Below are 12,295 nucleotides of genomic sequence, written 5' to 3'. Positions count from 1 at the left end.
GAAGATGCTCTGAAATGCTCTTCAACGGCAAAACTCGTCTGCCGAAGGTACCTTCAGCAGACGAGTTTCTTTGGTGCCACTAACCTTGAGGTAAAGCTTCTCACACTATTGTGCCTTTAATTGGCATCTAGGTGGGGGATTTTTAGCGGCGGTGTACGAATAAATCGCGCGCTCCCCTCACCAGGCAGGCGCCCTGCACAGTGAGGAAGCGGTAGCTCCCCCTAACGACGGTTTTAGGAAGCCAGCGCCGCAGCAATCTGCGGAATCAGCGCCTCAAAAGCACGCGCACGGTGGCTAATTGAGTTCTTAATCTCGGCGGGAATCTGTGCGCAGGACTGGCCGGCGTACTGACCGTCATAGAGGGCATTCTCGCCGTTGAGCTCCACGGGGCGCAGAATCGGATCGTAACCGAACCCGCCCTCCCCCGCCGGAGCGGTCAGCAGCTCACCTGGCAGTTCGCCGTACTCAACCGCTTCGAAGCCGTCCGGGGAGGCCACCGATGCGGCGCAGCAGAACTTCGCGCCGCGGTGCTCGGGGGCAATATCGCTCAGCTGAGCCAGTAGCAGGTTCAGGTTTGCGGTGTCGTCGCCGTGGCGGCCGGCCCAGCGGGCCGAGAAGATGCCGGGGGCGCCTCCGAGCACATCCACGGACAGGCCCGAGTCGTCAGCAATAGCAATCAGACCGGTTGCCTGGGCGACCGCGCGAGCCTTGAGCAGGGAGTTTTCGGCGAAGGTCACGCCGGTCTCGGGAACGTCGGGCGCGTTCACACTGGAAGCATCAACCACCTGGGTGTCAACGTCTAGGTCGTCAATGCGGCCACGCAGAATTTCGCGCAGTTCCTTGAGCTTGCCTGCGTTGTGGCTGGCCAGAACGATCTTTGCTTCTGCCATGGTTTCTCCTTTGCTGGTGCGCACCCGTCGGAATGCGCGCTACGGGGATACGGTATGGGGGCAGGCCGCAAACGAGCGGCCCTATCCTACTAGTCGTTCTTCAGGGCCTCGCGCTGAATCTGGGCCAGCGCTGCGGTGCCTTCCAGGGCCAGGTCGAGCAGGCTGTTGAGCTCTTCGCGGTCGAAGGGGGCGCCCTCGGCGGTGCCCTGAACCTCCACGAACTTGCCGCTACCGGTGACGACCACGTTCATGTCGGTTTCGGCGCGCACGTCCTCGGTGTAGGGCAGGTCAAGCATGGGGGTACCGTCAATAATGCCCACCGAAATCGCGGACACCGAATCGATTAGCGGGTTCGCCTTAGCGGAGATAATCTTCTGTTCCTTCGCCCAGGTGATGGCATCGGCCAGGGCCACGTACGCGCCGGTAATCGAGGCGGTGCGGGTGCCGCCGTCGGCCTGCAACACATCGCAGTCGAGCACGATGGTGTTCTCGCCCAGCTCATCCATGTTGATGATAGCGCGCAGGGAGCGACCAATCAGGCGAGAAATCTCGTGGGTGCGGCCGCCCACGCGGCCCTTCAGCGACTCACGAGAAGAACGGGTGTTCGTGGCGCGCGGCAGCATCGCGTACTCAGCGGTCACCCAGCCCTTACCTTCGCCCTTGAGCCAGCGCGGCACGCCCTCGGTGAAGGATGCGGTGCACAGCACGCGGGTGTTGCCGAACTCGATGAGGGCGGACCCCTCGGCGTTGCGGGACCAGCCGCGGGTGATGGTGATGGGGCGCAGTTCGTTGAGGGCGCGGCCGTCGTCGCGGGTTACAGTCATGGGTTCTCCTTGGGTTGGTCTATTGGGCTTATAACACGGTTGGGATGAATATAGGTGCTAGTCCAGCTCGGGTTTGGGCAAAGGGGCCGCGGCCAGCGGCGGGTCCAGTACCTCCACCACATTCAGCGTGGAGGTCACCGGGTGAGCCGGCGTGGGGCGCGGGTAGATGCGGTAGCTTGCGGCCATCTCGGCAACACCCACGGGGCCGGAGAAGGCGCTGCGAGCCTCGGCCCGGGCGATGTCCGGGTCGTTCCACACGGGAAGGTGGGTTAAGAGTAGGTTACGCACGCCCGCCTCCTGCGCTGCTTCACCGGCACGCTTGCCGGTCAGGTGGATGCCGCGTAGGGCGTCGTCGCGGCCTTCTTGGTAGGCGGCTTCGCACAGGAACAGGTCGGCACCACGCGCGGCCTTAACCAGGCCGTCGCACAGGTCGGTATCGCCCGAGTAGGCAAAGATGGTGTGGCCTTCGCGGTCGTTGCAGATAATGCGTAGGGCGTACGGGTCCTTTGAGGGGTGCACTACACGGAAGGGTTCCACGCGGAACGGGCCGATCTGTACCGGCTCGTCTTCGGTCCAGGTGTGGTACTCGAACTCGGTACTCATGCCCGGGTCGGGGTCCAGGCCGTGCGTGGCTGAAAGGTACTCGTTGATGGCGGCCGGGCCGTAGAGCGGAATACGTCCCTTGGGCCAGCCGCGCGGGTCCCATTTGACGGCCACGTGCAGACCGGACAGGTCGATGCAGTGGTCCGGGTGCAGGTGCGAAATCAGAATTGCGTCGATATCACTCAGGTCGATATGGCGTTGGAGCATGCCAAGGGAGCCGTTGCCCATATCCATGATGATGCGCCAGGTGCGACCGGCGAAGTCCATGGCGGTGAGCATGTAGCAACTGGCCGGCGAGACGGGGCCGGGGAAGGAACCGGTACAGCCGATAATCGTTAGGCGCATGCGGGTCCTCCCTTCGGCGCCGCGGCTTCTTCGGCTTCGGCGGCGTTGTCGTCCAGGGTGATGCTACGGTGTGCGGCCAGCATTTCGGGGGTGATGGCCGCGAAGGAGCCGGTTGGGAAGCGTTCGGCCACGGAGCTGGTGTGGCGTACGTTCGTGACTTCGGGGCCGAGGAAGCGGCGCGCGAGGTTTTCGAAGGTTTCAGATTCGCCGGTGGCGAGGAATTCGTGGTGCGGGTGTTCCTCGGGGTTGGGGCTCTCGATGGCGTGGTTGAGCAGTTCGCGGTATACGTCTTTGGCGGTCTCGTCCGCGGAGGAGACGAGGGTGACGCCCTCGCCCATGATGTAGGAAATCACGCCGGCCAGGAGCGGGTAGTGGGTGCATCCGAGCACGAGCGTATCGACCCCGGCATCTTTGAGGGGTTGCAGGTACTCGCGGGCGGTCTCGAGCAGCTCGGGGCCGGAGGTGATGCCTTTCTCTACGAACTCCACGAAGCGCGGGCAGGCCACCGAGTATACCTGAAGGTTGGGGGTAATCGCGAAGGTGTCTTCGTAGGCGCGGGAGGTGACGGTCGCTTCCGTTGCAATCACGCCGATTTTGCGGTTGCGGGTTGCTGCGAGCGCGCGGCGGGCGGCGGGTTGGATTACCTCAATGACGGGGATGCCGTACTGGCGGGTGTAGCGTTCGCGGGCGTCGCGTAGCACGGCGGCGGATGCGGTGTTGCAGGCGATAACGAGCATCTTCACGCCGGAGTCGACGAGTTCGTCCATGATGCGCAGGGCGTTGGCGCGCACCTCGGCAATTTTGAGGGGGCCGTAGGGGCCGTGTGCGGTGTCGCCAACGTAGATGATGCGTTCGTGGGGCAACTGGTCCATGATGGCGCGGGCTACGGTGAGGCCGCCCACGCCGGAGTCGAAGACGCCGATGGGTGCCGTGGCGGTGGGGGCTACGGGTGCGGGGCTTCCCCAGGGGGTGCGTGCACGGTAGGGGTTGGTTGCGTCAATGCTGTCACTCATGGGTCACTTACACTTCGTTATCGGTCGTTTCCTCGTTCTATGCTAACCCGCGTTTGGGGTGGTGTCTGCCCGGTATGGGGTTAGATGAGTCTAGAACCACCATTATGAGACGGTCTGTGACGACGAAGCGAGGAGTCAAACGAAAAATCCGTTCACTGGGCGGTGTTCTGTTGCACGTCGACGGGCCATGTTATTGCGCGTGCGGGCACCTTACGGGTCGCGAAACTCCCCTACTCTTCTTCGTCCAGGCCCTCAATCATCGCGAGCATAAGCGAATCTTGTACCCACGAGATGAAGTTGTACACCATGGCCATGTATTCCTCCTGGTTGGTGACCTGCGATGCATCGGTGATGGTGCCAATCTCGTCGGCGCGCTCCTCATCGGTAATGTGCAGGCGGTCGGCGAGTACCAGGCGGATATCACCGAGGGCGGCAGCCCAGGCGCGGGCGTGCTCTTCGTTCAGGCGCAGGTCGCTGGCCTCAATATCGAAGGCGAGCATCGCCAGGTTGGCGCGCTTGGTTTCGCGCAGGTCGCGCTCGGTGTAGCGACGGTATTCGGCAGCGCTTTCCTCGTCGCTGCTGGCGACGGGGAGCAGGCGAGCCACGGCGCTGTCTTCGGGAATCGTGGGGTTTTCGGTGATGCCGACCAGCGCCTCGAGCGGGTCGACGGTGCCGCCGTCGGCGGTGGTGTCTGCGGGGCGTAGAAGTGCGCGTACGTCTTCTGCGAGTTCTCGGATGAGCTCGCGTTCGGGCTGTTCAAAGCGTGCGGTGTAGCCGCCGGGGGTGCGGCGGAATGGGCGTGCCATTAGTTCTCCACTTTCTCGAAGGTGGCTAGAAGCCCCCAGGCGTGCATTGCCTGGGTGTGCTTTTCGGCGTCCTCGCGGGTCCCGGTGAAGACGATGGCCTTGCCGTTGTGGTGCACCTGGAGCATGAGTTCCTCGGCGCGGGCGCGGGAGTAGCCGAAGTGGCTGCGGAAGACGTAGGCCACGTAAGTCATGAGGTTGACGGGGTCGTTCCAGACAATGACGTTCCAGGGGGTGTCTGCGGCGAGGATATTATCTAGCGCGGCGTCGAGGTCGGTATCTTCGAGGGTTCCGGCTGAGAGGGTTCCGGTAGGGAGGGTCACGGCTACGTTGTTCATGGGGGGGGTCCTTTGGGGTCCGGATTGATGGATTCCGGAGTTTGTGGGGCCGGGCTACGGGGGTGCTGAGCCTCGCCGTTTTGTGTAGCGTGGCGGCGGCTTGCGGGTGGTGTGTGCGGGGTCCGGGCCCTTTTTGATTATACGGCCGGGTATGCCGTGCGGCGGGCAGAGCACCTGTACTTTTCCATACTACACCACTTATAGTCAATAGTACTTTATGTAGTAATTGACACGCCGCCACAACAGGAAAAACGCCCCCTTTCCCCTCTACAATTGGACACATGACTACTACTTCGCTTCTCACCGATCACTACGAGCTGACCATGCTCCAGGCAGCTCTCGCTTCCGGAGCCGCCCAGCGCAAGTGCACTTTCGAGGTCTTCACCCGCCGCCTGCCCGCAGGCCGCCGCTACGGCGTCCTTGCAGGCACCGGCCGCTTCCTCGAGGGACTCTCCGAATTCCGATTCACCGACGAAGAACTCTCGTTCCTCTCCTCCCGCAACGTCGTCAACAAGGAGACCCTCTCCTTCTTGGAATCCTTCCGCTTCAGCGGTAACATCCGCGGCTACGCCGAGGGTGAGGCCTTCTTCCCCCACTCCCCCGTTCTGCAGGTTGAGTCCACTTTTGCCGAGGCGTGCATCCTCGAAACCTACCTGCTGTCCATCCTGAACTTTGACTCCGCTGTGGCCAGCGCCGCCTCGCGCATGACCGCCGCCGCCGGTAACCGCCCGTGCCTTGAGATGGGTTCGCGTCGCGCCCACGAGCGCGCCGCTGTCTCCGCTGCCCGCGCCGCCGTGATTGCTGGCTTCGCAGGCACCTCCAACCTGGAGGCGGGCCGCTCCTACGGCCTGCACACCATCGGTACCAGCGCCCACGCCTTCACCCTGCTGCACGACAATGAGCGTGAGGCCTTCGAGGCGCAGCTGCGTTCCCTCGGTGCCCGCACGACCCTGCTGGTCGACACCTACGACGTGGACAACGCCGTGCGCCTGGGCGTGGAACTGGCCGGTGAGGAGCTCGGCGGCGTTCGCCTGGACTCGGGTGACCTGGTCACCACCGCCGCCCACGTGCGCGAGCTGCTCGATTCGCTGGGTAACACCAACACGAAGATTACCGTGACCAGTGACCTGGACGAGTACGCCATCGCATCGCTGGCCGCCGCTCCCGTGGACTCCTACGGCGTGGGAACCCGCCTGGTGACCGGTTCGGGTGCGCCGACCTCCTCCATGGTGTACAAGGTCGTGGCTCGCGAGAACTCCGCGGGCGAGATTCAGCCGGTCGCCAAGGCTTCGGCCGGTAAGGTCTCGGTGGGCGGCGCCAAGCTCGCGGCCCGCCGCCTGAACAGCATGGGCATCGCGACGGCCGAGGTTCTGGGAACCCATGAAGACCCGGCTCTGCACGAGGACACCCGCCCCCTGATCGTGGACTTCGTCCGCGAGGGTGAGCTGCTGCCCGGCTTCACCGGCGAGGAGGGCGTGCGCCGCGCGACCGCCCGCCACGCCGCTTCCCTGGCCGAGCTGCCCGAGGCCGCTCGCCGCTTTTCCGAGGGCGAGCCGGTTATTCCGACCGAATTCATCTAAAACTCCCTACGGTGCCCGCCCCGCGAGCCGCCGCGATACCCTTTCTTTGAGGAAGGGGTGTATCCGGCGCAATCACGCGGGGCGGTGTGCCATACTTCTACCCGTGACCGTATAGGAACGGCTTGATAAGGACGGCTATGTCTAAGGCATTGATTATTGTGGACGTGCAGAACGACTTCTGCGAGGGCGGTTCCCTGGCGACCGCACGCGGCGCTGAGGTGGCTTCGCTGATTAGTGAGTTCGTGGAGAACAACCACCACCGCTATGACGCTATTGTGGCTACTCAGGATTGGCACATCGATCCGGGTTCGCATTTCTCCGACACTCCGGATTTTGTGGACTCCTGGCCGGTGCACTGCGTGGCCAAGAGCAAGGGTGCGCAGATTCACGAGAACCTGGACACCGACTACATTGAGGCGTACTTCCGTAAGGGCCGCTACGAGGCCGCATACTCGGGCTTCGAGGGTCTGCTGGCTCCTGAGGATGAGGTGGCCACGGGCGAGCACGAGCCGGGCGTGGATGCTTCTGAGGATGGCCCGCAGACTCCCCTGTCGGAGTGGCTGGATGAGCGCGGTATCGAGTACGTTGACATTGTCGGTATCGCTACCGATTACTGTGTGGCGGCTACCGCGCGCGATGCGGTCGATGCTGGCTACGAGACCCGCGTTCTGATTGATCTGACCGCGCCCGTGCACGAGGACAAGCTTAACGAAACCACTGAGGCACTGGAAGCCGACGGCGTGGAGGTCGTGGAGGTCCTGTAACCTCCGCTATCGCTTGAGGCAGCTCGGTAGCTCGCCTTTTCAGGCGGGCACTGAAATGCACAGAGGCGTTGAATATACAGAGACGCTGAATAGCAGAGGCGGGGAGCCTGGGACGTACTATCCCGGGCTCCCCACCTTTTTGTATGTGCTGACCGATTGGGGTATGTTCTGGTAGCCCGGGGCCGTGATGAAGGTGTTTTGGGTGTAGTGAGGGCCCGCAGTCACCGAAGTGTCTGCGGGCCCTCAGGTTGGCGCACTACTGCCAACCTTTTCCTCAAAGCCATTGGTTTCACCGTTGAGACTCAACGAGACATCACTCAATGGCGTTCTCTGAGAGTGGCTAAATACACCAAGAGACCACTCGTCAGAGAAGCATGCAGTCCTCACGCCAAATGCACACGAATGCGCCTCTGGAGGGACTAAAACTTAGGGGCCGGTTCTCCCGCCCCTGATGAGATTTCAGGAGCGGGAGAGCCGGAGGGGTTAGTATCTAACCCACCGAGTAACCCAAGAGGGGGACTCGGATACGCACACTATTAGACGCGCTCGCAAAGGGTAATCTTCACGTAACCGGGGTTACGAACGCCAGATTCATGGGCACCGTTGTTAGCGGAGGTAATAGCACCACCAGACACAGCGGGAGCAATGTAGGAGCCACCTGCACCACCGGAGCCAGCCTGAAGTAGCGCACCAACATTCTGGCGGACACCACCCTTAGCAGCGGTGTTACCGTTCCACTTCTCGCCGGTCAGAATCGAGGAGAGTGCACGAACAGCACCGGAGCCGCCGCCACCGTAGCCTGCGCCACCACCTGCGGAGACAACGCCCTGGTAACCGTTAAAGCTCTTCTTTGCAGAATCAACCTCAAGGCCGCCCCTCTCATCGCCCTTAACCACGCCTGCATCGATAGCCTTCTGGTTAGTAACGGGGATAGACTCCTTCGGCAGATCGGGGTGGTTATCCAGCTGGTAGGAATATGCGGAGACACCGTCAGCACCCTTACCATCGAAGCCGTTACCACCGGTGTCACCAGCGGTGGAGGAGCTGAAGATTTCCTGGTTGTTCTGGCTCGTGAAGCCCATAACACCAAAGACATTAGCCAGAGCGTACAGGCGAGGCTTCTCACCACCGGTACCACCGGTGCCGTTGCCGCCACCGCCACCACCGGCAACAGTCATTGCGGAGGTGGGGGTACGCTTACCGGATGCATCCTTCAGGTGGGTGTACCAGGAGACGGAGGTCTCTGCAGTGTCACCGACAGCAGCGGATGCGCTTGCACCTGCAGGCAGAACAGAAACATTCGAAGGGTCTTCCAGCCTAATAGTGCCGGTGTCCTTCGCCTTGGAGTTGAAGTAAGGGTTAGGCTCAGTACCAATAACACGACCCGCAGAATCCTTCTTCTCACGGGTTTCATTCAGAACATTGTTAGTAGCCGGCTGAGTACGAATACCCGCGCCGCCACCGCCGCCTGCAACAGCAATCGGAGTGCCGTCGATGATTAGAGCGGAAGAACCACCACCGGAGCCACCGTGGACGTAACGCTTCATGTCGGAGCCACCAGGCCACTTAGCGTCAACGCGAGCCTGCACGTCAGACGGAACGGTGAAGACATTCACGTCACCGCCGTTACCGTAACCCTGACCACCGGTTGCCGGACGGGTGCCCCAAATCTTGTAACGCTTTTCTGCCGGAGTCTTAGGATCGTTCTCCGCACCATCCACGCGCTCCAGGTATGCCACACCACCGGCAGCAGCAATAAGCTGAACAGTCTGACCTGCCTTAACAGCAATTTCACCGGTCAGAGATGCGCCGGAGCCACCAGCGATAGACGCAGAACCACCACCGGCACCGCCAACAACCTCAAAGCGAATCTTGTCGACCTTCGGGGGAACAACGAAGCTCTGAGTGTTCTTAGCACCGGAAGGCTGGCCAGAGATGTTGTAGCTAGGAGCAGTCTTGTACTCACACACAGTGGAGGAAGCGAAAGCGGGAACCGCAGCAGATGCCGCGACAACCGGAGCAGCCCATGCTGCACCAGCAACAACCTTGCGGCGAGAAATATTAGTAGACATGTATGTCCTTCGAGAGTGATATCTTGGGCATTCACTCTCACCAAGAACGCGGCTGATAAATCCACGCAGGGCAGACGCACACAAAAGTGAAGATAGCGTGCAGAAGAGAGCGAATGCATAATGTTTCTATACAAGCGTCAGTTCCTGAACCGCCCAGAAGAATCAAAACGCAAAGCGTATCTTCAAAAGCGCAGGAAAACCCAACACCTGCAGAAAGCATACCCCCCCCCGTATTAATTTTTCAAGCGAAAAACACACATAATCTTCCACAAACCCACTCCTGACCTGCGGTATTCAACCCCTGCTTGAACTTTTAATCACACACCCCCCAACCCCAAACCCCTCCAGCACGCACCCCATAAACAACCTCCGGACGATGTTTTTCTCCAATAGATGCACAGAAAAACAATATTCAGGCTTCAAGAACCACACAAACCCACGACCCAACCCGCACAATTTTTCACCGCTGTGCTCTTAAACACCTGAGAAAACCCTCAGGCGAAACTCACCCAACACGCCGCCTCTCTCCCTCCCTCTCTCTTCCCTCTCCCCCTCCCCCCCCCCCGAAAACACGCAAAAGCCCCGCGAGCGCATACACTCGCGGGGCTTTTCTCTATGTTCTAACGTCGACCTACAAACCAGTCCGATAGCTTATCGATACGCGCCTGAATCTGCTCCGCAGAAGCCTGCGCCACCGCAGGGCCACCACAAATCTTACGCAGCTCATTATGAATCACGCCGTGCGGCTTACCCGAGCGAATCGACCACGCCGCCACGTTCTTCGCCAGCTTATTGCGCAGCGCCTTCAGCTGGCGGTGATCCACCACCGAAGGTGCCGCCGTCGCCGGACGACGTGCTGCATGCTCACGCTGATGCGCACGCAGAAGCGTGCCGACCTGTTCAGCGTCCAGCAGGCCCGGAATGCCCAGGAAGTCCTGTTCCTCCTCGCTACCGACCGCCAAATCGCCAGATGCGAACTCCGCACCGTCAAAAAGCACGCCGTGGAAGGACGCCTCCGAACCGAGCGCCTCAAACTTACCGCGGGCCAGTTGCTCGGAGGCACGCTCCTCACGGTTTGCCTCCTCAATCAGGTGGTCGTCCAGGCCCTCAACCATAGGGTCAATTTCCTGGGGCGCACCGCGGTCGAGGGCATGGTCGCGCTCGACCTCCATATCGTTGGCCAGCATCATCAACTGCGGCACCGACGGCAGGAACACGGAGGCGGTTTCGCCGCGCTTGCGGGCACGCACGAAACGGCCAATCGCCTGCGCGAAGAACAGCGGCGTGCTGGTGCTGGTGGCGTACACGCCCACGGCGAGGCGGGGCACGTCAACGCCTTCGGACACCATGCGCACGGCGACCATCCAGCGCTGCATGCCTTCACGGAACTCGTCGATTTTCGCGGATGCTTCACGATCATCAGAGAGGATTACGGCGGGACGTTCACCGGTAATCTTCTGCAGCTGCTCGGCGTATGCCTTGGCGTCCGCGTGGTCGGTGGCGATGACGAGCGCGCCGGCATCGGGCACGGTGCGGCGCACCTCGGTCAGGCGCTTATCGGCCGCCGCGAGCACGGTCGGGATCCATTCGCCGTTGGGGTCCAGTGCAGTACGCCACGCCTGGGAGGTGATGTCCTTGGTGAAGCCTTCGCCGAGGTTTGCCGCCATTTCCTCACCGGCGGAGGTGCGCCAACGCATCTGGCCCGAGTACGCCATGAAGATGACCGGGCGCACCACGTGGTCCTTCAGCGCGGGGCCGTAACCGTAGGAGTAATCCGCTTTGGAGCGGCGGATACCGTCGTTGTCCACCTCGTAGGTGACGAACGGAATCGGTGAGGTATCGGATCGGAACGGGGTACCAGTCAGCGCCACGCGGCGGGTGGCCTCGTCGAAGGCTTCGCGCAGGCCGTCACCCCAGGAGAGAGAGTCGCCGGCGTGGTGAATCTCGTCAAAAATCACGAGGGTTTTCGTCGCCTCGGTGTTGCGGGCGTGCAGCTGCGGCTTATTTGCCACCTGCGCGTAGGTGAGCGCCACACCCTTGTAGTGGCGGCTGATGGTCACGTCCGCGTTCTTGAAGTTCGGGTCAATAGGAATACCGACCTTTGCGGCGGCGTCTGCCCACTGCTTTTTCAGGTGGTCGGTCGGAGCCACAACAATCAGCTGGCGTACCGTACCGCGGTTGAAGAGCTCCTTGGCGAGGGTGAGCGCGAAGGTGGTTTTACCCGCGCCGGGGGTTGCCACGGCCATGAAGTCGCGGGGGTTCGTCTCGAAGTACTTCTGCATGGCCTCGGCCTGCCAGGCTCGCAGGTGCACCGAGGTGCCCCAGGGGGCGCGGTCGGGGTAGGCCGGGGAGAGCTTCGGCTTCACCAGGCTGTCAAATAGCGTGGGTTCCTCTGGTGCTGCGCTCATTCTCTCCTTCTTCCTCGTCTGCCTCTGCCGACCCGTTCGGAGCCAGTTATAAAACCGGGCCCCGGGCACAGCGAGGTTAAATTCTAGCACCACATCCGCGGGTTGGGCCGGGCTGTGGTGCAAGAATTTGATGCTCGTCAGCAAAGTCTCATGGGGTGTTTTGCCGCTTAACTTTACTGCTGAGGCGTGTTATTCAGATGTATTCACTCGGGTTTGCTCAGGCGCATTGTCTGAGTCGTACTATTCCCCGGAGCCGTTATCACCCTCATTACCCGGTGCAAGGCCCTCGTAAATCTCCTTGCACTGCGGGCACACCGGGAACTTCTGCGGGTCGCGACCCGGAACCCACATCTTGCCGCACAGCGCGCGCACCGGCTCACCGGTCAACGCCGACTCCAGAATCTTCTCCTTGCGCACGTAATGGGAGAAACGCTCGTGATCACCCGGCTCAGACAGCTGGGTTTCCTCACGCTCCAGCAGTGCCGTACCGCCAGCCGTTCCGGGGCCAAACGGATCTTCAATACCTTCAATCGAGCTCATTCTTCTCTCCTTGGTGTTTTAAATTCTTGCGAGCACGGTCAAACCGCCGCTCCTCGCTCGTGCATGCCTCCCTCCATTCTAGTAGCTCATCGCAAACCAGCGGCCCATGAGCTGT

The 12,295-nt window shown here is 61.6% G+C and carries 11 protein-coding genes; 2 read left to right on the top strand and 9 right to left on the bottom strand.

Going from position 1 to position 12,295, the window contains the following annotated elements:
• Nucleotides 1-233: 233 nt before the first annotated feature.
• From JX292_RS02875 to clpS, 6 genes are all read right to left on the bottom strand, one after another.
• Nucleotides 234-890, bottom strand: a complete 657-nt coding sequence (locus tag JX292_RS02875) for a non-canonical purine NTP pyrophosphatase (protein WP_204861232.1) — start codon at nt 888-890, stop codon at nt 234-236.
• A gap of 89 nt (nt 891-979) precedes the next feature.
• Nucleotides 980-1,714 (bottom strand): ribonuclease PH, encoded by a 735-nt coding sequence (rph, locus tag JX292_RS02870; RefSeq protein ID WP_204861230.1) that lies wholly within the window; start codon nt 1,712-1,714, stop codon nt 980-982.
• A 57-nt stretch (nt 1,715-1,771) separates the two neighbouring features.
• Nucleotides 1,772-2,662: an MBL fold metallo-hydrolase gene (locus JX292_RS02865; RefSeq protein ID WP_204861228.1), complete on the bottom strand. Its 891-nt coding sequence runs from the start codon at nt 2,660-2,662 to the stop codon at nt 1,772-1,774.
• Nucleotides 2,653-3,675, bottom strand: coding sequence for a glutamate racemase (gene murI / locus JX292_RS02860; protein ID WP_204861226.1), 1,023 nt, complete (start codon nt 3,673-3,675; stop codon nt 2,653-2,655). The genes JX292_RS02865 and murI overlap by 10 nt, the downstream gene beginning before the upstream one ends.
• Nucleotides 3,676-3,905: 230 nt before the next feature.
• The gene (locus JX292_RS02855) at nt 3,906-4,481 is read right to left on the bottom strand and encodes a DUF2017 domain-containing protein (RefSeq protein WP_204861223.1); all 576 of its coding nucleotides are present in this window, start codon (nt 4,479-4,481) and stop codon (nt 3,906-3,908) included.
• Nucleotides 4,481-4,816: an ATP-dependent Clp protease adapter ClpS gene (clpS, locus tag JX292_RS02850; RefSeq protein WP_204861221.1), complete on the bottom strand. Its 336-nt coding sequence runs from the start codon at nt 4,814-4,816 to the stop codon at nt 4,481-4,483. Before clpS ends, JX292_RS02855 begins: the two co-directional genes overlap by 1 nt.
• A 281-nt stretch (nt 4,817-5,097) precedes the next feature.
• Between clpS and JX292_RS02845 the strand changes: the two genes are divergently transcribed.
• Together JX292_RS02845 and JX292_RS02840 are read left to right on the top strand one after the other, a co-directional pair.
• Entirely contained in the window at nt 5,098-6,396 is a 1,299-nt protein-coding gene (locus tag JX292_RS02845) for a nicotinate phosphoribosyltransferase (RefSeq protein ID WP_204861219.1), read from the top strand.
• A 137-nt stretch (nt 6,397-6,533) separates the two neighbouring features.
• Nucleotides 6,534-7,160 (top strand): isochorismatase family protein, encoded by a 627-nt coding sequence (locus tag JX292_RS02840; protein WP_204861210.1) that lies wholly within the window; start codon nt 6,534-6,536, stop codon nt 7,158-7,160.
• A 536-nt stretch (nt 7,161-7,696) separates the two neighbouring features.
• Here JX292_RS02840 and JX292_RS02835 read toward each other — a convergent pair.
• From JX292_RS02835 to JX292_RS02825, 3 genes are all read right to left on the bottom strand, one after another.
• Nucleotides 7,697-9,232: a transcriptional initiation protein Tat gene (locus tag JX292_RS02835; protein WP_204861207.1), complete on the bottom strand. Its 1,536-nt coding sequence runs from the start codon at nt 9,230-9,232 to the stop codon at nt 7,697-7,699.
• Between the two features lie 620 nt (nt 9,233-9,852).
• Nucleotides 9,853-11,640 (bottom strand): DEAD/DEAH box helicase, encoded by a 1,788-nt coding sequence (locus tag JX292_RS02830; protein ID WP_204861205.1) that lies wholly within the window; start codon nt 11,638-11,640, stop codon nt 9,853-9,855.
• A gap of 240 nt (nt 11,641-11,880) precedes the next feature.
• Entirely contained in the window at nt 11,881-12,180 is a 300-nt protein-coding gene (locus tag JX292_RS02825) for a DUF3039 domain-containing protein (RefSeq protein WP_204861202.1), read from the bottom strand.
• Nucleotides 12,181-12,295 lie beyond the last annotated feature (115 nt).

Origin of the sequence: Rothia mucilaginosa, assembly GCF_901875305.1 — a bacterium.
GTDB lineage: Bacteria > Actinomycetota > Actinomycetes > Actinomycetales > Micrococcaceae > Rothia.
This window is presented reverse-complemented; position numbering and strand designations above follow the sequence as displayed.